Annotated in this window: 23 protein-coding genes; 11 read left to right on the forward strand and 12 right to left on the reverse strand. The window is 65.5% G+C overall.

Features of this window, described 5'->3' with window-relative positions; genetic code table 11:
* Nucleotides 1-206: 206 nt before the first annotated feature.
* The 4 genes from CA236_RS02700 to CA236_RS02715 all read left to right on the forward strand — a co-directional run bounded on the left by CA236_RS02700 (nucleotide 207) and on the right by CA236_RS02715 (nucleotide 8,713).
* Nucleotides 207-2,321: a BamA/TamA family outer membrane protein gene (locus CA236_RS02700; RefSeq protein WP_125944445.1), complete on the forward strand. Its 2,115-nt coding sequence runs from the start codon at nucleotides 207-209 to the stop codon at nucleotides 2,319-2,321.
* Entirely contained in the window at nucleotides 2,321-6,544 is a 4,224-nt protein-coding gene (locus tag CA236_RS02705) for a translocation/assembly module TamB domain-containing protein (RefSeq protein ID WP_125944446.1), read from the forward strand. The genes CA236_RS02700 and CA236_RS02705 overlap by 1 nt, the downstream gene beginning before the upstream one ends.
* 124 nt (nucleotides 6,545-6,668) lie before the next feature.
* Nucleotides 6,669-8,141 (forward strand): NAD(P)/FAD-dependent oxidoreductase, encoded by a 1,473-nt coding sequence (locus CA236_RS02710; RefSeq protein ID WP_125944447.1) that lies wholly within the window; start codon nucleotides 6,669-6,671, stop codon nucleotides 8,139-8,141.
* An 80-nt stretch (nucleotides 8,142-8,221) separates the two neighbouring features.
* Complete coding sequence (locus CA236_RS02715) at nucleotides 8,222-8,713, forward strand: asparaginase domain-containing protein (protein ID WP_125944448.1); 492 nt, start codon at nucleotides 8,222-8,224, stop codon at nucleotides 8,711-8,713.
* 76 nt (nucleotides 8,714-8,789) lie between these two features.
* Here CA236_RS02715 and CA236_RS02720 read toward each other — a convergent pair whose 3' ends face one another.
* The 3 genes from CA236_RS02720 to lipB all read right to left on the reverse strand — a co-directional run bounded on the left by CA236_RS02720 (nucleotide 8,790) and on the right by lipB (nucleotide 10,651).
* Entirely contained in the window at nucleotides 8,790-9,488 is a 699-nt protein-coding gene (locus tag CA236_RS02720) for a hypothetical protein (protein ID WP_125944449.1), read from the reverse strand.
* Between the two features lie 160 nt (nucleotides 9,489-9,648).
* Nucleotides 9,649-9,900 (reverse strand): hypothetical protein, encoded by a 252-nt coding sequence (locus tag CA236_RS02725; protein ID WP_046410108.1) that lies wholly within the window; start codon nucleotides 9,898-9,900, stop codon nucleotides 9,649-9,651.
* Between the two features lie 88 nt (nucleotides 9,901-9,988).
* Nucleotides 9,989-10,651, reverse strand: a complete 663-nt coding sequence (lipB, locus tag CA236_RS02730; protein ID WP_082103057.1) for a lipoyl(octanoyl) transferase LipB — start codon at nucleotides 10,649-10,651, stop codon at nucleotides 9,989-9,991.
* A 93-nt stretch (nucleotides 10,652-10,744) separates the two neighbouring features.
* Between lipB and CA236_RS02735 the strand changes: the two genes are divergently transcribed.
* Together CA236_RS02735 and CA236_RS02740 are read left to right on the forward strand one after the other, a co-directional pair.
* The gene (locus tag CA236_RS02735) at nucleotides 10,745-11,557 is read left to right on the forward strand and encodes a glycerophosphoryl diester phosphodiesterase membrane domain-containing protein (RefSeq protein ID WP_046410111.1); all 813 of its coding nucleotides are present in this window, start codon (nucleotides 10,745-10,747) and stop codon (nucleotides 11,555-11,557) included.
* Nucleotides 11,554-12,300 (forward strand): hypothetical protein, encoded by a 747-nt coding sequence (locus CA236_RS02740; RefSeq protein ID WP_125944450.1) that lies wholly within the window; start codon nucleotides 11,554-11,556, stop codon nucleotides 12,298-12,300. Before CA236_RS02735 ends, CA236_RS02740 begins: the two co-directional genes overlap by 4 nt.
* Here the strand turns inward: CA236_RS02740 and CA236_RS02745 are convergent.
* Genes CA236_RS02745 through CA236_RS02755 form a run of 3 tightly spaced genes read right to left on the reverse strand, consistent with a single transcriptional unit; the run spans nucleotide 12,270 to nucleotide 14,206 of the window.
* Nucleotides 12,270-12,863 (reverse strand): GNAT family N-acetyltransferase, encoded by a 594-nt coding sequence (locus CA236_RS02745; protein ID WP_046410115.1) that lies wholly within the window; start codon nucleotides 12,861-12,863, stop codon nucleotides 12,270-12,272. The genes CA236_RS02740 and CA236_RS02745 overlap by 31 nt on opposite strands.
* Entirely contained in the window at nucleotides 12,854-13,696 is an 843-nt protein-coding gene (gene hemF / locus CA236_RS02750; protein WP_046410116.1) for an oxygen-dependent coproporphyrinogen oxidase, read from the reverse strand. The genes CA236_RS02745 and hemF overlap by 10 nt, the downstream gene beginning before the upstream one ends.
* A gap of 51 nt (nucleotides 13,697-13,747) precedes the next feature.
* Nucleotides 13,748-14,206, reverse strand: a complete 459-nt coding sequence (locus tag CA236_RS02755; protein WP_125944451.1) for a tRNA (cytidine(34)-2'-O)-methyltransferase — start codon at nucleotides 14,204-14,206, stop codon at nucleotides 13,748-13,750.
* A gap of 199 nt (nucleotides 14,207-14,405) precedes the next feature.
* Between CA236_RS02755 and petA the strand changes: the two genes are divergently transcribed.
* From petA to CA236_RS02780, 5 genes are all read left to right on the forward strand, one after another.
* A complete protein-coding gene (gene petA / locus CA236_RS02760; protein ID WP_046410119.1) occupies nucleotides 14,406-14,990 on the forward strand; it encodes a ubiquinol-cytochrome c reductase iron-sulfur subunit in 585 nt (194 codons plus the stop codon).
* A gap of 12 nt (nucleotides 14,991-15,002) precedes the next feature.
* The gene (locus tag CA236_RS02765; protein ID WP_046410121.1) at nucleotides 15,003-16,289 is read left to right on the forward strand and encodes a cytochrome b N-terminal domain-containing protein; all 1,287 of its coding nucleotides are present in this window, start codon (nucleotides 15,003-15,005) and stop codon (nucleotides 16,287-16,289) included.
* Between the two features lie 25 nt (nucleotides 16,290-16,314).
* Complete coding sequence (locus CA236_RS02770) at nucleotides 16,315-17,157, forward strand: cytochrome c1 (protein WP_046410122.1); 843 nt, start codon at nucleotides 16,315-16,317, stop codon at nucleotides 17,155-17,157.
* 129 nt (nucleotides 17,158-17,286) lie between these two features.
* A complete protein-coding gene (locus CA236_RS02775; protein WP_082103223.1) occupies nucleotides 17,287-17,880 on the forward strand; it encodes an adenine phosphoribosyltransferase in 594 nt (197 codons plus the stop codon).
* A gap of 79 nt (nucleotides 17,881-17,959) precedes the next feature.
* Nucleotides 17,960-18,568, forward strand: a complete 609-nt coding sequence (locus CA236_RS02780; protein WP_125944452.1) for a hypothetical protein — start codon at nucleotides 17,960-17,962, stop codon at nucleotides 18,566-18,568.
* 50 nt (nucleotides 18,569-18,618) lie between these two features.
* On the opposite strand, the gene CA236_RS02785 is transcribed toward CA236_RS02780, so the two are convergent.
* From CA236_RS02785 to CA236_RS02810, 6 genes are all read right to left on the reverse strand, one after another.
* Nucleotides 18,619-19,068: a MaoC family dehydratase gene (locus CA236_RS02785; protein ID WP_046410125.1), complete on the reverse strand. Its 450-nt coding sequence runs from the start codon at nucleotides 19,066-19,068 to the stop codon at nucleotides 18,619-18,621.
* A gap of 8 nt (nucleotides 19,069-19,076) precedes the next feature.
* Nucleotides 19,077-20,378, reverse strand: a complete 1,302-nt coding sequence (locus CA236_RS02790; RefSeq protein ID WP_125944453.1) for an ectonucleotide pyrophosphatase/phosphodiesterase — start codon at nucleotides 20,376-20,378, stop codon at nucleotides 19,077-19,079.
* 115 nt (nucleotides 20,379-20,493) lie between these two features.
* On the reverse strand, nucleotides 20,494-21,834 hold the full coding sequence (locus CA236_RS02795; protein WP_046410128.1) for a sorbosone dehydrogenase family protein: 1,341 nt from the start codon (nucleotides 21,832-21,834) through the stop codon (nucleotides 20,494-20,496).
* 72 nt (nucleotides 21,835-21,906) lie between these two features.
* Nucleotides 21,907-22,428 carry an NUDIX hydrolase gene (locus CA236_RS02800; protein WP_046410130.1) on the reverse strand — a complete coding sequence of 174 codons (522 nt, stop codon included), beginning with the start codon at nucleotides 22,426-22,428 and terminating at the stop codon, nucleotides 21,907-21,909.
* A gap of 2 nt (nucleotides 22,429-22,430) precedes the next feature.
* Nucleotides 22,431-23,102 (reverse strand): hypothetical protein, encoded by a 672-nt coding sequence (locus tag CA236_RS02805; protein ID WP_186313920.1) that lies wholly within the window; start codon nucleotides 23,100-23,102, stop codon nucleotides 22,431-22,433.
* Entirely contained in the window at nucleotides 23,102-24,052 is a 951-nt protein-coding gene (locus tag CA236_RS02810; protein WP_125944455.1) for a TPM domain-containing protein, read from the reverse strand. Before CA236_RS02810 ends, CA236_RS02805 begins: the two co-directional genes overlap by 1 nt.
* Between the last annotated feature and the right edge of the window lie 6 nt (nucleotides 24,053-24,058).

The following is a 24,058-nucleotide window of genomic DNA, read 5'->3' on the forward strand; positions in this document are numbered from 1 at the left end:
GTTGCCACCCTGAACATGTCGCAACTTGTCGCACCGGTTACGGTGCGGAAACTTATCGTTCAACAAAGCGTTGGGCCATGCGGGGGGATTCGAAAAATCGGACGTCCCGAGGCTGAGAAGGGGCGTTTGTGCGGTTCAATTCGGGTTGTCATCGGTGGCTCGCGGTTGCGCTGGTTGCTGCATCTTCAGCGGCAGCGAGCGGGCAGATGGCAAAGCCGGGGACCGCCCCTGCAACTGGACCTGACGCACCCAAATCAGCGACGGCGCCGCAGAATGCGCAAGGGAACGAGCCCATCGTGCCCGATGCCGCATTCGACGCCGCGCTCCCGTCGCTCTCCGGCGATATCAATGCGCCGCTCGAGCCGATGCCGCCGCAGACCGTGCAGCCGTTGCCCGACGGATCGTCTGCCGCGCCGATCGATGGAAGCGCCACCATCCCGCCGCCCGCACCCGAGGACCCGGCGCTGAACCAGCCGTTGCCGCCGCTCAGCGCGACCGACACGGTGCCGCTGCAGACCGCCGCGGACGTCACGGACAGCGATGCACCCGAGGTCCGGTATGAGACGGTGGTCCGCGGGTTGAATGACATCGGATTGGAGGATGAGTTCAATTCGCTGTCTGCATTGCGCGAAGGCGGCGGCAAGGCGGCCAATGCGACGCAGGTAAATGCGCGCGGGCGCGAGGACGAACAGCTTGCCGTCCGGCTGATGAAGTCGCTCGGCTATTATGATGGCACCGCGTCGATGGTGCTGGAGACGATCCCCAACGAACCGGGCCGTCTTCGCGTGGTCCTGACCGCGACGCCGGGACCGATATTCAAGCTCGGCACCATCACCGTGGTCGCGAACCCGACGGTGCCGCCCAATCTGGTGCGCGAGCAATTGCCCCTGAAGACCGGCGACCCGATCGAGGCCGCGCGCGTGCAGGGGGCAGAGGCAAATGTCTCGCTCGTGCTGCCGCAGCGGGGCTATCCGTTCGTGGAGGTAGGAGAGCGCGACATCCTGCTCGACGACGAGACGATGACGGGCGATTATACGCTGCCGGTGGATACCGGGCCGCGATCGTCCTTCGGCGTGGTGCAGACCGAGGGCGATAACGTCTTCGACCTCGACCATCTCAGCATCTTCCCGCGGTTCAAGCAGGGCGAATTGTACGACCAGCGGCTGCGCGACGATCTGCGCGAGGCGCTGATCGCGACCGGCCTGTTCGACACGATCAGCGTCGAACCGGTGCGAACCGGACGGCCGGGCCCGGAGGGAACCGAGCAGATCGACATGATGGTCCGCCAGACCAAGGGGCCGTGGCGCAGCCTGGCCGGCAGTGCTGGTTACGGCACGGGTGAGGGCGTCAAACTGGAAGGCGGCTGGACGCATCGCAACCTGTTCCCGCCGGAGGGCGCCTTGATCCTCGCGGCAGTGGCGGGCACGCAGCAACAGGGCGCGGCGGCCACGTTCCGGCGGCAGAATGCCGGGCGCCGCGATCGCAGCTTCTTCACCGGCATCACCGCCAGCCATTCCAATTACGATGCATTCGATTCCTACACCGGTTCGCTCTTCGCGCGGTGGGCATATGAATCGACGCCATTGTGGCAGAAGCAATTCACCTACGCGTTCGGCGGCGAGCTGATCGCGACCAACGAGAGTGTCTTCGACTTCGACCTGAACGAGCGCGTGCGCCGCACTTATGGCATCGCGGCGATCCCGATGCAGACCGTGTGGGATCGGTCGAACGACCTGCTCAACCCCACCCGCGGCTTCCGCCTCAAGCTGAATGTCAGCCCGGAGGCATCAGTGCATGGGCAGGTGCGGCCCTATGCGCGCACCATGCTGGAGGCGACAGCTTATTACCCGGTCACCGACAGCCTGGTGATCGCGGGCCGCGCGCGGGCGGGATCGATCTTCGGCATCTCGCGCGATGATCTGGCGCCGTCGCGGCGCTATTATGGTGGCGGCGGCGGATCGGTCCGCGGCTACGGCTATCAGCGTCTCGGGCCGCTCGAGCCGGTATCGTCGCTGAAGCCAAACGACGACGGTGAGATCAACCTCGCCGATCTGCGCCCGGTTGGGGGACGAAGCATCAACGAATTCTCGCTGGAGGCGCGCTACCGGTTCGGCAATTTCGGCATCGTGCCGTTCATCGACGCCGGCAATGCCTATGAAAGCACGTTCCCCAATGCGTCTGACCTGCGGTTCGGCGCGGGCATCGGCGGGCGCTTCTACACCAATTTCGGACCCTTGCGCGTCGACGTCGCCACCCCGCTCAATCCGCGGCCGGGCGATCCCAAGGTCGCGCTGTACGTCTCGATCGGGCAGGCATTCTGATGGTCGAGGACAACACAGCGCCCACCACCGAGGTAATCATCGAGCGTCGTCCGCTCTGGCAGCGCGTCGTCAAATGGATCGGCATCGCACTGGCGGCGCTGGTGCTGCTGCTGCTGGCGATCGTCTTCGGCATCAACACCGATCCCGGGCGGCGCTTCGTCGCCAACCAGCTGGGCAATTACACGACGGCTGGCGGCCTCAACATCAAGGTCGGCCGGATCGACGGGTCGTTGTACGGGCGGATGGTGCTGACCGATGTTCGCGTAAGCGATCCGAAGGGCGTGTTCATTGTGTCGCCGCGCCTTGACGTGGACTGGCGGCCGTTCGCGTTCCTCAACAATCACGTGAACGTGAAGAGCCTGCAGAGCGAGCTCATCACGATGGCGCGCAATCCCGAACTGATCCCGCAGCCGAGCGACCCGAACGCGCCACTGCTGCCCGATCTCGACATCGATATCGATCGGCTGCGCGTGGCTCGCTTCGTCATGGAGCCGCCGGTGGCCGGTCGGCGGCACATCGCGCGGATCGACGGGTCGGCGCATATCGCCGATCGGCGTGCCCAGCTGACGGTGGATGCCGGGGCGCTGCGGGGACCGGGCGTGGCCGGTGGCGATACGCTTCGCCTACGGCTGGATGCGGTTCCCGACGACAACAAGCTAACGATAGACGCGCGCCTGTTCGCGCCCGCTGGCGGCCTCGTTTCCGGCCTGGCCGGTACCAAGGCGCCGCTTACCGCCACGATCGACGGTCGCGGCAGCTGGAAGTCGTGGCAGGGCAAGTTGAACGCGACGCTCGGCGGCGGGCGTCTGGCGGATCTCAACCTGTCGGCCCGCGACGGGCATATCGAGGTGCGCGGCACGACCCGGCCGGGGCTGTATCTTGAAGGGCCGGTCGAGCGACTGACCGCGCCGCAGCTGGACGTAGCAATCGATTCGACGCTCGCCGAGCGGCGTGCGGATACCCGGTTCAAGCTGCGCTCCAGCGCGCTGGCGGTGGACGGCGGCGGCATCGTCGACCTGGCGAACAGCCGCTTCGGCAATTTCGCGGTCGATGCCAAGCTGCTGACGCCGGGCGCCATCGCCCCCAATCTGCGTGGTCGGGACGTGCTGGCACGAGTAGTGCTGAACGGCGCCTTCGCGACGCCAACGGTGGACTATAAGCTGCGTGCGACCACGCTGGGCTTTGCCGAAACCACGGTCGAGAACCTGTATGCCGAGGGGCTGGCACGGGTGGATGCGGATCGCATCCTGGTGCCCGTCCATGGTCGTGCGCGGCGCATTTCCGGGCTGAACCCTGCACTGGGTGGCCTTACGACTAACGTCCGGCTAGATGGCGATATCGCGATCGACATGCCGCAGATCCTCTCCGACAATCTGCGCATCCGCTCCGACACGATCGATGCGACCGCGATCATCGCCGCCAATATGGAAACCGGCCGGTACACGGGCGCGCTCAAGGGCCGGGTCAACAATTTCCGGGTCGAGAGTGTCGGCATCCTCAACCTGACGACCGATGCCGAATTGGTGACAAAGCCCAATGGCGGGTTCGGGATCGTCGGTCGCGTGGGCGTGCAAACGCGCCAGATCTTCAACGACGGCGCGCGCAGCTTCCTCGGCGGCAACGCCGTCGCCTTCACGAACTTCGGCTATGATACCGACGGAATCGTCACCTTCCGCAACATGAAGCTGACGGCGCCGCTGTTCCGCGTGACGCGGGGCGAGGGGCGTTATGACCTGAATACCGGTGCGGTCGCGGTGTCGGCCGACGCCTATTCCAACCAATATGGCCCGCTGTTCGCGCGGGTCAGCGGAAGCGCCGCCGCGCCGGTGGTGAACCTGCGCGCGCCGCGCCCCGGCGTCGGGATCGGCCTTGCCGACCTCAACGCGCGTATCGTCGGCCGCAACGGCGCCTATGCCGTGACCGCGACGGGCGGGACCACCTATGGTCCGTTCAATGCCGACGTCTTGGTCACGCCGGGATCGCAGCTGGCGATCGACATCCGCCGGGTCATCTTTGCCGGGGTCAATTTCGCCGGACGCGTGGTGCAGACCGCGGCGGGGCCGTTCGCCGGCCGCGTGCAGTTTGCCGGCTCGGGCACGCGAGGCACCGTCCAGTTGGGCGGGCAGGGACGCTATCAGACGGCTGCGATCGACGCGCGCGCCAATGCGGCCCGCTTCCCCGGCGACGTCGACTTCGTCATCGGCCGCGCGATCGTGAAGGCCAATGTCGTCCTCTACGATCAGCCCCAAGTGATCGCGGACGCCCAGGTTGCGGACCTGCGCTATGGCCCAACGGTGATCGAGAGCGGCCGCGTGAAGGTGAATTATGCCGGCGGCAAGGGGACGGCACAGGCCCTGTTCACCGGGTCCAACAGCGTACCGTTCCGACTGGCCGCTAACGCCCGTCTGTCGCCCGACAACTATCTCGTCGCGTTGCAGGGACAGGCCAACAACATCAACTTCCGCACCGGCAACCCGGCGCGCATCACCAACAATGCGGGCGTGTACCGGCTGGCGCCGACCCAGATCATCTTTGACCAGGGTCGTTTGCGCATTGCGGGCTCCTATGGTGACGGGCTCAGCGCGCAGATGCGTCTCGACAGTCTCGACCTGTCGATCGCCAATGCGCTGGTCCCGAATCTCGGCCTTGGCGGAAAGGCGACCGGCAGCCTGGACTTCGCCCAGGCGAGCGCCGACGCCTTCCCGCAGGCGGATGCCCGGATGACGATCACCGGCTTCCAGCGGTCCAGCCTTGCCACGGTGTCGGAACCGGTGGACGTCGTCTTTGCCGGCCGGCTGTCGGGAAGCGGCGCCGAGGCGCGTGCGCTGATCAATCGCGGTTCGACAACAGTCGGCCGGCTGCAGGCGTTCCTGCGACCGCTCGGCACCGGCGGATCCTGGGCATCGCGCCTGATGGCCGCCCCGCTGAGCGGCGGCATCCGCTACAATGGCCCGTCGGGCGTGCTATTCAGCCTGAGCGGCCTCGCGCACCAGCAGCTGACCGGGCCGATCGTCGTCGCCGCGGACTTCGGCGGCCGTGTTTCGGCGCCGCAGCTGAACGGCCTGATCCGCGCCGACAATCTGACCTATGACAATGAAACCTACGGTACGCGCCTGTCGAACATGGCGATCCGCGCGCGGTTCAATAACGACCGGCTGCAGCTCGACAGCCTGACGGGGCGGGCGGGCGACGGAACCGTGCGCGCGCAGGGTTATGTTAGCCTGGCGGCGGATCAGGGGTATCCGATGCAGATCGATGCCCAGCTGAACGACGCACGGCTCGCCCGGTCGGATTCGCTGGGTGCGACCGCCACCGGCACTCTGTCGGTGACCAACGGGCGTGGCGGCGGGCTGATCAAGGCGGATCTCACCATCCCCGAGGCGCGCTACCAGATCATCCGCCAGGGGTGGGCGGAAGTGCCCGAGCTGACGGGCGTTCGCCGCAAGAGCGACATTCGTCCGGCGCGGATCACCGATCGGCCGGCGGCGGCGGAACCGCAGTCCATGGGGCTGTTCCGCCTCGATATCCGCATTCGCGCCGACAACCAGCTGTTCGTCTCCGGCATGGGGCTGGAAAGCGAGTGGGAGGCCGACATCAAGGTGGGCGGCACGTCCGCGGCGCCGCTGATCACCGGCGGGCTGGATCTGGTGCGCGGCACCTATTCCTTCGCCGGCAAGCGCTTCGACCTGGAACAGGGCCGGGTCCGCTTCCGCGGCGGGGCGATGACCGACCCGGATATCGATATACGCGCGACCACGGTGAACGACGGCGTTACCTTCGCCATCAACATCGCCGGCACGGGCCAGCGGCCGCAGATCACCTTCTCCTCCACGCCCTCGCTGCCGCAGGACGAGGTGCTGAGCCGGTTGCTGTTCGGCACCAACCCGGAGAATCTGTCGGCGATCGAGGCGCTGCAACTCGCATCCGCACTCAACTCGCTGCGCGGGTCGGGAGGCGGGCTGAACCCGCTGGGCAAGCTTCGGTCGGCCACGGGCTTCGATCGCCTGCGCATCCTCGGCGCGGACGATGCGGCTGGGCGCGGCACGGCGCTTGCCGCCGGAAAGTATCTGACCGACGATATCTATATCGAGATCGTCACGGATGCCCGCGGCTTCACCGCCACGCAGTTGACCATTGCGCTCAGCCGTTCGCTCAGCCTGCTGACCCAGGCGGGATCGTTCGGCGGATCGAATGCGCAGCTGCGCTACTCTAAGGATTATTGAGGGAGGCGGCGGCCAACGGATCATCAGCGATCTGGTGGCCGCCACTTACTGACACGCGAGTAAGTCTGGTCCTTTCCCCGCCCGGCGTGTTGCGGTACGCTCGGGCACAAGGAGAGGATCGGCCATGACCGAACACGTCGACGTCATCATCGTGGGGGCCGGACTGTCCGGCGTAGGCGCCGCGCATCACCTGCAGCGGCGTTGCCCGAACCGATCCTATCTGATCCTTGAGGCGCGCGCGGCGATGGGCGGGACGTGGGACCTGTTCCGGTATCCCGGCATCCGCTCCGACAGCGACATGCACACGCTGGGCTACAACTTCCGGCCGTGGACCAAGGCGAAGGCGATCGCCGACGGCCCGTCGATCCGCGAATATATCGAGGATACGGCACGGGAAGGCGGCATCGATCGCCGCATCCGGTTCAATCATCGCGTGACCGGCATGTCCTGGTCCACCCCCGATGCGTGCTGGACGGTGACCGCGGAAACGCCGGAGGGACCGGTAAGCTTCACCGCCAACTTCCTGCACATGTGCTCCGGCTATTATGATTATGAGCGTGGGCACGCGCCGCAGTTTGCCGGGCAGGAAGACTTCGCGGGGACGATCGTCCACCCGCAATTCTGGCCCGAAGACCTGGACTACAGCGGCAAGCGCGTAGTCGTGGTCGGCAGCGGTGCGACGGCGGTAACGCTAGTGCCGGAGATGGCGAAACGTGCGGCCAGCGTGACGATGTTGCAGCGATCGCCGACCTATGTCGTGTCGCGGCCGGCGCAGGATTCCATGGCCAATTGGCTGCGCGCGAAGCTACCGCAACATGCCGCCTACGGCATCACGCGGTGGAAGAACGTGCTGTTCGGCATGGTCTTCTACCGCATGACCCGCAAGAAGCCGGAAAAGGTGAAGCAGAAGCTGCTCGATCAGGTGCGCGAGCATCTCGGGCCTGATTACGACGTCGCAACCCATTTCACGCCGCGCTACAATCCCTGGGACCAGCGGTTGTGCCTGGTGCCTGACGCCGACCTGTTCGACACGATCAAGGCGGGCAAGGCGGAGGTCGTGACCGACACGATCGAACGGTTCACGCAGGACGGGATCAAATTGCAGTCCGGTCGCACGCTGCCGGCGGACGTCATCGTGACGGCGACAGGGCTGGAGGTGAAGCTGCTCAGCGGCATCGCGCCGGTCGTTGACGGGGAGACCAAGGATCTGTCCGCGGCGCTGCAGTACAAGGGGATGATGTTCTCCGACATTCCCAACCTCGCCTTCACGTTCGGCTACACCAATGCATCCTGGACGTTGAAGGCGGATCTGGTCGCCATGTACCTGTGCCGCGTCCTCAACACGATGAAGAAGCGGGGGATGCGGCAGGCCACTCCGCGCATCGGCGCCGAGCCGGTGGGCGTCGAGCCCTTCGTCGATTTTTCGTCGGGCTACATCCAGCGGGTGGCAGACCAACTGCCCAAGCAGGGCAACCGCAAGCCGTGGCGGCTGAATCAGAATTACGCCCTTGATGTCATGGCCTTGCGGTTCGGATCGGTGGACGACAGCATGGAGTTTTCCAACCCGGCGCCACCGCGGGCGCGCGTCGCCGCGTGATATCGGTCGCCGGGACGCGGGGCCTTTCGATCGCCGGCAACTTGGGTCATGGCGCTGCTCGTTAACAGAACGGCGGAGTGTTGCCCGTGACTCAAGTGCTGATCCTCACCACCGGCGGAACCATCGACAAGCTCTATTTCGATGCGCTGAGCACCTATCAGATCGGCGACACGGTGGTGGACCGGCTGCTCCACACCGCGCGCGTGACGCTGCCCCACCGCATTGTCGGCCTGATGCGCAAGGACAGCCTGGAACTGACCGATGAGGATCGCGCCGCCATTCGCTACGCCGTCACACACGCGCCGGAGGACCGGATCGTCATCACGCATGGCACCGACACGATGACCGAGACGGCGCAGGCGCTGAGCGGGCTCGAAGGGAAAACGGTCGTACTGGTCGGCGCATTGTCGCCGGCGCGCTTTGCGGAGAGCGACGCGGCCTTCAATCTCGGCATGGCATTCGCCACCGCGCAGGTGGCGCCGCCAGGCGTCTGGATCGCGATGAACGGAACCGTGTTCGACGGTGCCAAGGTGCGCAAGGACCGCAGCCAGAACGCCTTCGTACCGGTGTGATCGTCAATCGGAGCTGCCGAATGAAAACGGCGCCGCATCGCTGCGGCGCCGTCCAGATCCTGGCAAAGCCTGAGGCTTACCGCTGCGCGAGGCTCACTGCGGCCACCGGCGGCGGGAAATCGAGCGAGCCGCACTTCTTCGTCTGCCACTCGCCCTTCTTTGACCAGCAGACCTTGTCGAGCCGCGGGACGCGTGATTCCGCATAGAAGGAGCGGGGGAACTGCTGCTCACCCCAAGGCGACAGGCTATTGCGCATCTCGCGCATCCGCTCCTGCGCGACCGCAGCGAAGCTGCCGCGCGGCGCATAGATCAGCGCACGGCCGATCGAACCGGCGGTCTGGCAGAAGTTGTACTGCGCCGCGATCGCGTTGAAGCTCGAATACGTCTTGGTGCCGAACTGGTCGAACGCCGTTTGCGCAGCCTTTGGCGTCTTGTGCGTGCGCTTGAAGTAGTCGTAAACCGTATCGTACGAATCCTTCAGCTCGGCCCGATGGTCGAGCAGGATTGCGTTGTAATTCTCGACCGTTAGCAACGTCGGTTCGAACTGGCACTGAAGCGCGGCGACATTCATGCCGGCACGCAGCGTCCAGGTGAGGGCCGCGCGGACCTCCTTCTCGGTCGCGCCCGGCAGTGCCTGCGCAATGCCCGGCTCATCCCCCCGGACAGCCTGACCGGAAAGGTCCTTGGACTTCATGAAAAACTGCGCCGACGCCGGCGCCGACGCGACCAGCGCGGCCATGACCACGCTCGCACCGAAGACCCGCAACCCAACCATTGATACCACTCCCGCAACTCGCAACGCGCGGGATTCTTACGCCTTTTGGATCGAACCTCCAACACAGATCATGCACGGCCGGTCGAATTTGTGAGGCGCGAATCAGAAAGGCCGCCCGGTTGCCCAGGCGGCCCATCAAATCACGTCAGAGACGCGATGATTACATCGCGTTCGTGCCGTTCATCATCATCATGTCGTTCGACAGCATCGTGTCGTTCGCCAGCATGCCGTCGTTCATCGCGCCGTCAACCGCCGTCATGTTGTCGGTCATGGTGTCCATGCCCTCGGTGGCGTTCAGATCAGTGATGGTGGTGTTGTCGACGTTGGTTTCGGTCTTGGAACCGCAAGCCGACACGGCGAGCGCTGCAGCCGCGATGGCCGAACCGGTCAGGATCTTCGAGATAGCACGCATGGATAGCTCCCTAGATAAAGGATTTGGACGGCGGACGGATCCTTAATACCCAAATCAGACTGGATATTAGTCAGAGAACGCCGCCCCCTCAAGTCTCGATTTTACGCGAACAAGTTAGACTTTCGAGGAAAGCGCGGCTCGTCAACGCCAGCGCAGCATCAAAGGTTTCAATATCATGGCTGGCCCCCAACGCCGCGGCGCTGGTCACGGGATAGTCGGCGATGCCGCAGGGCACAATCCCCGTGAAGTGCGACAGATCGGGCGAAAGGTTCACGGAGAAGCCGTGCATCGTCACCCAGCGGCGCACGCGCACGCCGATCGCGCCGATCTTCGCTTCCCGGCCCTGCGCGTCCTGGGTCCAGATCCCGATCCGGCCCTCGGCGCGAAATGCGGGAATGTCCATCTCCGCCAAAGCGGCGATGATCCATCCTTCCAGTGCGTGGACGAAACAGCGCACGTCGCGCCCACGCTCCGCCAGGTTCAGGACGAGATAGCCGATCCGCTGTCCAGGCCCATGATAGGTGTAGCGGCCGCCGCGGCCGGCATCGACGACGGGAAAGCGCGCGTCGAGCAACTCGTCGGCGGACGCGCTGGTCCCGGCCGTATAGACGGGGGGATGTTCGAGCAGCCAGACAAGCTCGCGCGCCTCGCCCGCAGCGACAGCGGCCGCCCGCGCTTCCATCTCCTTCAGTGCCGCAGAATAGTCGGTCAGCCCCGGCGTCACCCGCCATTCGAGATCGTTGATGTCCATCGCACTGGAGCAGATGCGACCGGGCACGGCGATTGGCAACCATTCGTCCGATCGAGTAGCGTCCACCCGTCGCAACAGCAGCAGAGTCGATTGATGATCAGCATGGGAACGGTGTGGGACCGCACAAAGGCGGTCATCGCCGGACGGCTCGGTATTCTGTTGTCACTTGCATTGGTGTTCCTGTTCGCGCCCACCGTCGTGCAGGCGAGCGTCGATGCCATGGCCGAGACCCCCGGCCAGCCGGGTAGCGGAACCGCGATCCTGTCGTTGATGGTGTCGCTGCTCGCGACCGTTGGCACGCTGGCGATTACGGCGGTTGCCACCGATCCTAACGTCGATCGTCCGCGCGCGGCCGCGCTGGGCATCCAGCGCCTTGGGCCGGCAATCGGGATCGTCCTTCTCCTGACGCTGGCGGCGTTGCTGATCGTGATGCCCGGCGTTCTGCTGATGGTGGCGGCGGGGCTGGACGTGACTCGGGCGCAGCTTGGGCAGGCGCAGGCCAATCTGAACCTCGGGGTGGCGGCCGCCGCCGGGCTGTACTTCATCCTGTTCTTCGCCCTGATGTTCTGGGTGACCGCGCGCTTCGTGCCGCTGCTGGCGGTAATCGTGAACGAACGCCGCGGCCTGGGCGCGATCCGCCGCAGTTTCGAGCTGACGCGCGGGAGCACATGGAAGCTGATCGGCGTGCTGATCCTGTTCGGCATCGTCTGCCTCGTCGCGGTGGTGGCCGCCACCAACGTGGCCGGGCTGATCACGCGATTGATCGTGGGGCCGGATCACCCTGGCCTGGTGGCGCTGGCGGTGGCGATCACGACGGCGGCCCTTACGGCGCTTTTCGGGATCATCCAGTCGGTTTTTTCCGGCCAGTTCTACCTTGCCGCGCGTGATGTTAAGGACGCTGCGTGACCCCTACTTTCATGAACCTGCTGGCCAACGCCTGGCGGGTGTTCCGCCGCGATGCGGACCTCATCCTGCGCATTGCCGGGCCGCTCATCTTCCTGCCGGCGCTGGCGGTCCAGCTGCTGTGCGACCCGCTGCCGGCACTGCCGACCGAGCGCGGTGATGAAGCTGCCATGGAGCAGTGGATCAACGCCGTATCCGCCTGGGGCAACAGCAACGCCTTTTTCTACGTGCTGGCGGACCTGATCGGGATGATCGGCCTGGCGACAATCGCATTGTTGCTGTTGTCGCCGGACCGGCTGACAGTGATCGGCAGCCTTGGCGCCGCCGTCCGACGCCTGTGGCGATTCGTGCTGCTCAACCTGCTCATCGCCATTCCCGTCGGGCTGGGATTGTGGCTGTTCGTCTTTCCGGGTCTCTATTTTCAGGCGCGCTTGATCGCGGCGCTGCCGGCGCTGGCTGCGGCGCCTGAGCTAAGCGCGGCGCGCGCCATCGGTCGTAGCTGGCGTCTCACTGCCAAGCCTGCCTGGGCGATCCTGGGCGCGGTCGTGTCGCTGTTTCTGGCGCAGTGGATCATCGTTCGCCCGCTGTTCCCGCTCGACACCTGGCTGCGTCAGCCGGAGCATGAGAACCCGTTCCTGATCGCCATGGTGGCAATATTGCTGACCGCCGCGACCACGATCTACAATATCGCGATCCTGATGGTGGGAACGGTGGTCTATCGCCGCGGGGTCAACAGCGGGATGTGAGGCGCGACGTCCGCGGGGAGCAGCCCGGCGACCCGCGGATCGGCAAACGTCTCCACCGTTCGCCGGATCGGGACAAAGCCCTGCGCGCGGTAGAAATTGAGCGCTGACGGGTGATCGAGCGTGCAGGTATTCACCGTGAGCCGTTCGATCCCCGGCCGCCAGGCGCGCAGCAGCGCCTCCGCCATCAGCCAGCGGCCGTGGCCACGCCCGGTCAGTTCCGGGACCAATCCGAAATAGGAAATCTCGCCAACCGACGGCTGACGAAAGTCGAGTTCGACGAAACCGATCTCGATCCCCATCGAATCCATCACCGGATAGAGTTCGATCCGCGGGTCCCGGATGATCGGCAGCAGCGTGGCGTCGTCCATCACCAGCCGCGAAAACCACAGCCAGGGCGCGCCAACCCGGCGGAACAGGATTCGGTAGGCGTCGGCGCCCGGTTGCCGCCAGCGAAAGAGTCGCAGGGGAGACGAGGGCAGCGGCCGTAGCGGCGGCCGCGTCGTCATCTCCAGCGTCGTGACGACGGTGGCCAGTTGGTCATCAGGAACGGGCGTCAGCCCCATGTGGCGACCGGTGGCAGGCTCATCAGAATCGCGTCGATGTTGCCGCCCGTCTTGAGGCCGAACAGCGTCCCGCGGTCATAGACGAGGTTGAACTCGGCATAGCGCCCGCGCCATTCGTTGCGCGCTGCCATCTCCGCATCGGTGAAGGGCATGTTCATGCGCCGCCGCACGATTTTCGGGTAAATGTCGAGAAAGGCACTGCCGACATCCTGCGTGAATGCGAAATTGTCGGCGAACGCGCCTTCCAGATGGTCGTAGAAGATGCCGCCGACACCGCGATGAACCTTCCGGTGCGGGATGTAGAAATAATCGTCCGCCCATTTCTTGAACCGCGGGTAATGATCCGGATCGTGCGCGTCGCACGCCGTCTTCAGCGCCGCGTGGAAGTCCTCGGTGTCCTCGCTGATTGGCAGCGGCGGGTTGAGATCCGCGCCGCCGCCGAACCACCGCTTGGTGGTGACGAGGAAGCGGGTGTTCATGTGAACCGCCGGCACATGCGGGTTCGCCATGTGCGCCACCAGGCTGATGCCGGTCGCGAAGAACCGCGGATCATCGCCCGCACCATGGATCGTCTTGCCGAACTCGCTCTCGAACGTCCCGCCGACGGTGGACACGTTCACGCCGACCTTCTCGAACACGCGGCCCTTCATTACCCCGCGAACGCCGCCGCCGCCCGGCTCGCCCGATGGGTCGTGACGATCCCACGGCGTGTAGGTGAAGCTGGCCTCCGATCCTGCCTCGCGCTCGATCGCCTCGAATGCGGCGCAGATCTGGTCGCGGAGATGCTCGAACCATTGGCGAGCGGCGGTCTGTTCTGGATCGAGCGTCAGCATGACCGCGCCTTTAGAGACAGGGTGGATCGGGTGTCGAGGTGCCAGAATGTCCTACCGGGCAGGCGCCTCAGCATGCCTGAGCTGGCGCAGCGCCTCGGCAAGGATGATTCCCGCGCTGACTGCGACATTGAGCGATCGCATGCCCGAAAACAGGGGAATCCGCACCGCCAGATCGGCACAAGCATGCACGTCGTCGGGTACGCCAGCGCTTTCGCTGCCGAAAAGCAGGATATCCGACTGTTCAAAACGGGCGTCCCACAGGTCGGTCGCGCCGCGCGTGCTGGCAAGCACCAGCCGGCCATCACGCTCCTTGTTGAACGTCGCCCAATCGACATGCCGCGTGACCTGTCCGGCCGGAAGATAGTCCATGCCGGAGCGGCGTAACGCCTTGTCACTCCAGGGAAAACCCATTGGTTCGATGAGGTCGACGGGAACGCCAAAGCAGGCGGCGGTGCGCAGGATCGTTCCCACGTTGCCGGCGATGTCCGGTTCGTAAAGCGCAAGTCGCATGGCAATGCTTTAGCAATGGTGAGCCGTGCCGCCATGATGAAGCGCCGGTGAATGATCGCAAAATCACCATTGGCAGGCGCAGGGTGCGAAGCTATCAACCCGCCGACCCCGCGGGGCGATGGGGAAAAAAGGCGGGCGTCGGGGAGGCTCTTTCCAAATGCGCGTTCCCCGCCGGGGCCGGTTGGACAAGGGTTGGTGAATGGCGACGGCTGACAACACAATTACTCCGGGCGATTACCCAACGCCTGAAGCGGAAGACGGGCACGATCCCCGTCGTAGAGATTTCATCAATATCGCGGCTGTTGCATGGGCTGGCGTCGGCGCGGGCGTTATCGTCCTGCCGCTGATCAACCAGATGAACCCGTCGGGCGACGTGCTGGCTTTGTCGACGACTGAGATCGACATCAGCAAGATCGAGCCGGGTCAGTCGATCAAGTCGACGTTCCGCAAGCAGCCGCTGTTCGTGCGCAATCTGACGCCGAAGGAAATTGCCGAGGCCGATGCCGTTCCGGTGAGCGATCTGCGCGATCCGCAGACGCTGGAGGAACGCACCAAGTCGGGCAAGAAGAACTGGCTGATCACCCTGGGCGTGTGCACCCACCTGGGCTGCGTGCCGCTGGGTGCGGGCGAGGGCGAGAACAAGGGGCCGTTCGGCGGCTATTTCTGCCCGTGTCACGGCTCTGCCTATGACACTGCCGGCCGCATCCGCTCCGGTCCCGCACCGACGAACCTCGTCGTTCCCGAATATGAATTCACGTCCGACACCGTCGTGACGGTCGGTTGAGGTAGCACACAGATGAGCTTTCCCTGGGCCAAGCATTATGAGCCAAAGCAGCCGCTGATGCGGTGGATGGACGAGAAGCTGCCGCTGCCGCGCCTCGTCTACAACGCTGTTGGCGCCGGTTATCCGGTGCCGCGCAACCTCAACTATTTCTGGAACTTCGGCGTGCTCGCCGGCCTGGCGCTGGTGTGCCAGATCGTGACGGGCATCGTGTTGGCGATGCATTATGCGCCTAACAGCCTGGTCGCCTTCGGCTCGGTCGAAAGCATCATGCGCGACGTCAACGGCGGCTGGTTCCTGCGCTATGCGCATGCCAACGGCGCCTCGATGTTCCTCGCCGTGGTCTACATCCACATTGCCCGCGGCCTGTATTACGGGTCGTACAAGGCGCCGCGCGAAATGGTGTGGCTGCTGGGTGTCGTGATCTTCCTTCTCATGATGGCGACCGCCTTCATGGGCTACGTGCTGCCGTGGGGCCAGATGAGCTTCTGGGGCGCGCAGGTGATCACCGGCTTCTTCTCGGCCATTCCCTTGGTCGGTGAGCCGATCCGCGTGCTGCTGCTGGGCGGCTATGCGCCGGATAATGCTGCGCTGAACCGGTTCTTCTCGCTGCACTATCTGCTGCCGTTCGTCATCGCGGGCGTCATCATCCTGCACATCTGGGCGCTGCACATCCCGGGTTCGAACAACCCGACCGGCGTCGACGTGAAGGGTGAGCAGGACACCGTTCCGTTCCACCCGTATTACACGGCCAAGGACGGCGTCGGCGTTGCCGTGTTCTTCCTGGTCTTCGCGGCGCTGATCTTCTTCTCGCCGAACATGCTGGGTCACCCGGACAATTACATCGAGGCGAACCCGCTCTCGACGCCGGCGCACATCGTTCCGGAATGGTACTTCCTGCCGTTCTACGCGATCCTGAAGAGCTTCACCGCGGACTTCATCCTGACGGGCAAGCTGTGGGGCGTGCTGGCGATGTTCGGCTCGATCCTGCTGCTGTTCTTCCTGCCGTGGCTCGACAGCTCGCCGGTTCGTTCGGCCAACTATCGTCCGACGTACCGCTGGTTCCTGGCCGTGCTCGCAATCGACGTGCTGGTCCTGGGCTATATCGGTGGCGCGGAAGCGAATGCTCGCAACGTCATCATCGGTCAGATCGCGACGGCTTATTACTTCGCGCACTTCCTGATCATCCTGCCGATCGTCTCGCGCTCGGAGCGTCCGCGCCCGCTGCCGAATTCGATCACCGAGGCGGTGCTTGCCAAGCATGGCGGAACCTCGCCTGCACAGACCGCGCTGGCACACTGAGCCGATACGGGGGAATTGAAAGAAAATGGTTCGTACCATCGCACTCCTGATCGGCGCGGGATTCGTCTTCGTGCTCGGTATCGCGCTGTTCGGGACGGTTTCCACCGCGATCAGTGATCCGGCACCGGAGACCGCCGAACATGAGTTCCACCTCCATCCCAAGGATGCGGGGCTCTCCTCCGCTGGCCTGTTCGGCAAGTTCGACAAGCAGCAGCTGCAGCGTGGCCTCAAGGTCTACCAGGAGGTTTGCGCCGCCTGCCACAGCCTGAAGTATGTCTCGTTCCGCGACTTCGAGCAGCTCGGCTACAGCGAGGGCCAGGTGAAGGCGCTTGCCCAGGCGTGGCCGATCGAGCAGCCGAGCGTGAACCCGGACACGGGCGAAGCGATGACGCGGAAGAACATCCCGTCTGACCGTATCCCGAGCCCGTACCCGAACGAGGTCGCGGCGCGTGCGGCCAACAACAATGCGCTGCCGCCTGATCTGTCCCTGATCACCAAGGCTCGTCATGATGGCGCCAATTACGTTGCGTCGCTGCTGGACGGCTATCAGAACCAGCCGGCAGAGTTGCTGCGTAAGTTCCCGGACGCGAAGACGCCGCAGGGCCTTCACTACAACCCGTACTTCGCGAACCTGAACATCGCGATGCCGCCGCCCATCACGGCCGACGGGCAGGTGACCTACGAGGACGGCACGCCGGCGACCAAGGAGCAGATGTCGAAGGACGTGTCGGCATTCCTCGCCTGGACCGCGGAGCCGAACCTGGAATCGCGTCACGCCGCAGGATTTGCCGCGATCATCTTCCTCGCGATCTTCGTGTTCCTGACCTGGGGCGCGTACCAGAACGTCTGGCGCGGGGTTAAGCACTGAGCTGAACCAGAACGATCCCGGGCACGCCGGCCGGGATCGATAGCGAGAAAGCCCCGGTCGCCATTCGCGGCCGGGGCTTTTTTGTTGTGCGGCTTGCGGTCGCTTCGGTGCGAGCGCATGACCCGCCGCATGAGCACGAACGAGAGCCCTGAGATCAGCGCGGCCAGCCGCCATGTCGCAGCGGCAAACGCCGATAATGCCGATCTGAAGGCGCTGATCCGGACCATCCCGGACTTCCCGAAGCCGGGTATCCAGTTTCGTGACGTGACCACGCTGCTGCTGGATCGTTGCGGCTTTTCGAGCTGCGTCGGGCGGATGGCAGCGGCAGCTCCCGGTCCGGTTGATCTGGTCGCCGGGGTCGAGGCGCGGGGCTTTCTGTTCGCCGGTGCGCTCGCCGATCGATTGAATGCGGGCGTGCTCCTGATCCGCAAGGACGGCAAGCTGCCGGGTGCCACGATCGCGGAGGATTATGCCCTGGAATACGGGCAGGATCGGATCGCGATGCACGCCGACGCCTGTGCCCCCGACGCACGCGTGCTGCTGGTCGACGATCTGATCGCCACCGGCGGGACGGCACGCGCGGCCGTTCGCTTGTTGCGCAAGGCGGGGGCCCGGGTCGTCCAGGCACAATTCCTCGTTGACCTGCCCGAGCTGGGCGGCGCCGACGCGCTACGGAAGGACGGGGTTGATGTGCATGCCCTGGTCGCCTTCGAGGGCCATTAGGAACTTCGCCGACCGCTTGTCGTTGTCGATGAATTGGCGGCGCGTATCAGCCGCTTCTCCGCCGTTGTAGGAGGATGCCATGAACTGGCAGCGTGCAGGGCTGATCGCCATCATCTCGGCCCTTGGTTTCGCCTCGAGTGCCTGTACCGACGGCTATGGCTATAGTGGCGTCGGCCTCGGCTACGGCTCGGGCTATTATGGCGATCCCTATTACGGGGACCCCTATTATTACGGCGGTGCACCCTATGGCGTCGGGCTGGGCGGCACCTTCGGCTGGTACGACAATTTCTATTATCCCGGCACCGGCGTCTATGTGTACGATCAGTACCGTCGCCCGCGGCGCTGGAACAATGCGCAGCGACGCTATTGGCAGAGCAGGCCTGGCTGGAACCAGCCCAATCGTCGACCCGATTGGGGTGGCTTCAATCGTCCCGACCGCCCCGGGCGGCCGAACTGGGGTGCGGGTCGCCCGGGCAATCCCGATGCCGTGCGTCCGGGGCGGCCGCGCCCGCCCGGCGCCGCCCCGGGTCAGCGGCCAAATCCCTGGAACACTCCGGGATATAATCGTCCGCAGAACCCCGGTCGCCAGCCCGGTGCCGGTCGTCCGCAAGGCCCCCGGCCGGGTGGCTTCGGCAACCGGGGTGGGCCAGGGCGCAGCGCCGACCGGCCCGTCACCCGCCCACAGTGATCCCGCCCGCGCGCTGAACGGCGCGCGCGGCAGGCATTGGTGATGGTCAGCTAGGTCGCCGGTCGCGTGGCAATCAGGCCGTTCGACACCATGGTCATGACCACGACGTCGTCCTGATTGAAGACGCTCATCCGGCTTTTGAAAATGCCCATCTCGGGCCGCGACTGCGACTGGCGCTTTTCGATCACCTCGGTCTCGCAGCGAAGCGTATCCCCGGGATAGACCGGCTTGACCCAGCGAAGCTCGTCGATCCCCGGCGAACCCAGCCCGGCAGAAGGGTGGCGCTTCCCGTTCTCCACGATCATCGACATCACCATCGCGCAGGTGTGCCACCCGCTGGCGGACAGCCGCCCGAAATGCGTCTGGGCGGCGGCGTCGTCGGACAGGTGAAAGGGCTGCGGGTCGTAGCGCGATGCGAAGTCGACGACCTCCTCGCGCGTTACCTTGTAATTGCCGAAACTTGCCCGCGCACCGACCTCGATGTCTTCGAAATATTGCATTGCCTCTCCTATCTGCGCCGTAGCACCGGGCGGAACACCGCATCCGTGCCGTCCAGCGTAGGGTCGGCGGGCAGGCCGAGCAATGTACGAAGCAGGGGGGCAACGGCGACATTGTCAAAGGCGCCGACCTTCTTCCCTAGGGCGAACGCGGGGCCGTTGGCGATGAACAGCGCCTGCATGCTGGGCGCATAAGGGTCAAAGCCGTGGTTGCCGCGCGTGTACGTCATGGTCGGTGCCGTCTTCTGAAGCTCCCAGCCGTCCTCGGCGAGGCACAGGAACGCAGGAACGCGGACGTTCTGGCCATAACGGAACCGGGCCGGAATCGCCTCCTTGCGCCAGCATTCCATATGGGCGTGGGGCTTGAGCAACGCCGCCGCGACGGCGGCATCGCGGCCGGGCAGCGGCGCGAAGGTCGCATAGGGGCCGCTTTCGACAACGCGCGCGTCGGTGGCGGGAACGATGCGGTCGAGCGCCACGACCCGCTCGCTCGACGTCTGCGACATGCCGTGGTCGGATACGATGATGAGGTTGGCCGGCTGCCCCAGCTCGGCAAGGCCCTCCACCAAGGCGCCGATCTGGCGATCCACCTCGGCAAGCGCGGTGTTCACGCTTGGTGAGCTCGGCCCGTTGCGATGTCCTTCCGTATCGACCACGTCGAAATAGGTGGTGACGAAGCGCGGGCGGCTGGCGGCCGGACGACGCATCCAGTCGATCACCTGACGCACGCGATTGTCGCCGGGAAGCTGCTGGCTGAAGGCTTGCCAGTCATAGGGCCGGGTGCCGCCGGTAATATCGTTCGGCCAGGCTGTCGCGCGCGCGCCGCCCCAGGCGACGTTCGAGCCGGGCCAGAACATCGAGGCGGTCGGGATGCCAGCCTCTTCCGCGGTCACCCAGATCGGCGGCACGGCGTTCCACCAGAAGGGATCGTCGCTCGCCATGGTGAAGACCTCACCCGGGCGGCTGGGGTCCTCCATCATGTTGGCGGCGATGCCATGCCGGTCGGGACGAACGCCGGTGACGATGGTCCAGTGATTGGGAAAGGTCTTGGAGGGGAAAGACGGGCGCATCGGCCCCGTCACGCCCCCCGCCGCGAGACGTGACAGGTTCGGCGTCAGACCACGCTTCAGATAATCGGGATGAAAACCGTCGATCGAGATGAGGATCGTGACGGGTGCCCGCTGCATTTCGATGGCGGCGCTTGTCACACCAGCCGGCGCGGTTGCGGAGGGGAGGGCCGGCGGCGTCTCGGGATAGGCGCAACCGGCGAGGGCGGTCAGAGCAGCGAAGGCAGGAACGAGTCGACGGATCATGGCGCCCCGTTAGCTCGCGTCACCGCTCCTGTCTTGCGCAGCATTGTTACAGCAGGCGAATTTGCCCGCCGGATGGGGGCCGCGATCAGCGGCACTCCATCGCGTCACCGAAGCCTCAGCGCGCCGCCGGTGCGTCCGCCGGCGTAACGCGCCAGATGACGTTGCCGACATCGTCCGCGACCAGCATGGCGCCGGTACGATCGCCGATGACCCCCACCGGGCGGCCCATCGCCTTGCCGTCCGCGTCGAGGAAGCCCGTCAGCACGTCGACGGGCTTGGAGCCGGGCACCGGCCAGCCCTTGTCGGTAAAGGGCACGAAGACGACCTTGTAGCCAGACGGCGGCACGCGGTTCCACGAACCATGTTCGCCAATGAACGCGCCATAGTTGAACCGCTGACCCAGCTTCACGTCACCTGCGAAGGTGAGGCCCAGCGCCGCGACGTGCGGCCCCAGCGCATAGTCGGGGCGCTTTGAATATTGCTGAAGCTGCGGGTTGCCCGGCTCCACGCGCTTGTCCGGATAGCCGCCCCAATAATACCACGGCCACCCGAAATGGTCGCCGAGCTCGACGGCGGTCAGATAGTCGGGGACGATGTCGGAGCCGAGCATGTCGCGCTCGTTGACCACGGTCCACAGCTGGTTCGACTGCGGATTGATCGCCATGCCATTGGCGTTGCGCAGGCCTGCGGCATAGATGCGCGAGGTCTTTTCCTTCGGCCACACCTGCAGGATCACCGCGCGACGACGCTCCAGATCGAGGCCCTTTTCGGCGACGTTGGAGGCCGACCCCACCGACACGTACAACGTGCGGCCGTCCTCCGCCGGGATGACGTTGCGCGCCCAATGGTTTTCCCCGCCCGGCAGCTTCACCACGACTTCCGGTGTGGCGGTGATCTTGGTGGCGCCTTCCTCATAGGGCACGCGCACCAGCGCATCGGTGTTGGCGATGTACAGATGCCCGTCGAACAGCGTCATGCCGAAGGGCGATTTCAGGCCGGTCATGAATTCCGACCGGAAATCAACGCGGCCGTCGCCATTCTCATCCCGCAGCAACGTGATGCGGTTGGCCGACGGTACGCCCGCGCCCGCACGCCCCATCAGGTACCGCATGACACGATCGACGAAGCTGCGCCCGCGCGGCGGAGAGTTGGTCTCTGCCACCAGAATGTCGCCATTGGGCAGGCGATACATCCAGCGGGGGTGATCGAGATTGTCGGCGAAACGCTCGACCTTAAGGCCCGCCGCCGGCGTCGGCTTCGCACCCGCCGGCCAGCCGATCGCATCGGCAACCTTGACGGTCGGGATGATCTGACTGCGCGGCGCGGTGATGTTTGGACGCTGCCCGGTCACCTCCTGCACATCGAGCCGCGCCTTGTCGGGCCAGCTCAGCCAGGCGAAAATGCCCACCGCCACCAGGACGATCAGGCCAAGCACGATCAAGATGTGTTTGCGCATGCGCGGTGAGATAGACTGACGCCGCAGGGCGGGGAAGGGGGGAGATGCTTCGCCCCGCCAGCGACCGCTGCGTCAGCGCAGAAGCTGATCGCCCAGCAGCAGGAGCAATTTCACGTCCATCGCGACGCCTTCTGCGCGCTTGGCGTCGACGAAGAATTTCACCTCGGCCAGCGGCACGAGATGGACGGTGATCTGCTCATGCTCGTCGCCGCCGCCATCACCCACCTTGCTAAGGTTGCCCGCGCGCACCAGCGTGAAGCCCTCGCTGACCATGCCGGGCGATGAGTTGAACTCACCGATGATGTCGATCGCACCGGCGCGGTAGCCGGTTTCTTCCTCCAGCTCGCGCACGGCGGCATCCGCCACATCCTCGCCCGCATCGGTGTCACCCACCAGGCCGGCGGGAAGCTCAAGACAGCGGCGGCCGAGGGGGACGCGGTACTGCTCGACCAGAACGATCTCGTCTGCGTCGGTGATCGCCAGGATGACCGCGGCCTGCATGTCGCCTGACCGCGCGGCATATTCCCACGGCCCCTGCTTCAGCACCTTGATGAAGCGGCCTTCCCACATGGTGGCGGGCGGTTCATCTGCCATCGTCAGAGCTCGATCAGGCGGTCGGGCAGCTCATTCGGATTGCTGCCGCTGCGGGGGAAATGCTCGGCCAGCACGACGCCGATCTCCTCGACCGCCGCGGCCATGCCCTCGCCGGCGCGGCCGTCCTTCACGCCAGCAATCAGCGCCGCCATCGCATGGCCCCAGACGTCGGGCGACACACGCTCGTGGATACCGACGTCCGCGATGATCTCCGCGCGATGCTCGGCGAGGCTCAGGTACAGGAGCACGCCGGTGGCCGCCATCGTGCGATGCTCCGCGGAGGCGCGAAACAGCGCCAGCGCCCGGCGGCGCACGCGGCGCGCCTTGGTCGCGCGCGGCGTCAGCGCGATCCGAAGCGGCGCAGCCGTCAGGATCAGCCGAACCGCAACAAAGGCCAGCGCCGCCAGCGCGGTCGCAATGGTGAGCGCCGCACCGGTGGAGACATGATCGGTCCAGGGATCGCGGATCAGCGCGTGGAGGTGATCGACCCATTCCGGAAAGGTCGCCAGTACCGCCAGCACCAGCAGCATGGCGAGCGCGGCATAGTGGACGCCGATGTCGACATAGCTGTCCGACCGGCCGGCGACGATCGTGACGATCTCACCGCTCGTATTCGCTTCGGCAGCCTTAACCGCGGCGGTTACCGCCGCATGATCTTCGGGGCTCAGATGCATTACCAATCCCCCGAGGCGCCGCCGCCGCCGAAGCCGCCACCGCCGCCGCCGCCGAAGCCGCCGCCACCCCAGCCGCCACCGCCGCCACCCCAATCGCCGCCGCCGGAGCCACCGCCCCAGCCGCCACGGCCGGCCTCTCGGCCAATCTCGTTGGCGATCGACCAGAGCACGACCGGGAGAGCGCCGCTGCCATCGCCGCGATAGCGCTTGCCGCCACCGCCGCGACGACGCGCGACCGACAGAAAGACGAAGAGCGCGACCATGCCCCAGAAGACGATGCCGATCGGCACGCCGTCGCCGCCGGTGCGCTGCGCCTTGTTGGCCTGATCGAACTGCTTCACCGCCGCATCGAGCCGCGCCTGCGCCTCCTCGGGCGAGGAGCGCAGCTGAGTCACCAGCGCATCGGTGCCCGCCGCGATGCCGCCCGGCAGGTCACCCGCCTTGAAGCGCGGGAGGATTGCCTGGTTGATGATCACGCTCGACAGTGCATCGGTGATGAAGGGTTCCAGCCCGTAACCGACCTCGATGCGCACCTTGCGCTCGTTCGGCGCGACGAGAAGGATGGCGCCATTGTCGACATCCTTCAGGCCGACGCCCCATTCGCGTCCCAGCTTGTAGCCATATTCCTCGACCGGATAATTCTCGAGGCTAGGTACCGTGACCACCACCAGCTGCCGCTTCGTGTCACGCTGAAGCGCGTCGAGCTTGGTGGTCAGGTCCGCCTCCACCTGGGGTGGCAGGACGTTCGCGGCATCGACGACGAACCCGGTGAACTTCGGGAAGGTCTGCGCCGATGACGGGCTGGCGACGAACGCCAGCACCATCATCATCGCGGCAAGCAGCCGGACGATCCAGGCGCGCAGCACCAACGGGGTCAATCCGCCGGTGCTGGCAGCGACACCTGCGACGAACGATCCGGCATTCCAACGAACGGGGACGGAGATGGTCATTCGGTG

It is taken from the genome of Sphingomonas sp. ABOLG (genome assembly GCF_003950435.1).
Taxonomy (GTDB): Bacteria; Pseudomonadota; Alphaproteobacteria; order Sphingomonadales; family Sphingomonadaceae; genus Sphingomonas; species Sphingomonas panaciterrae.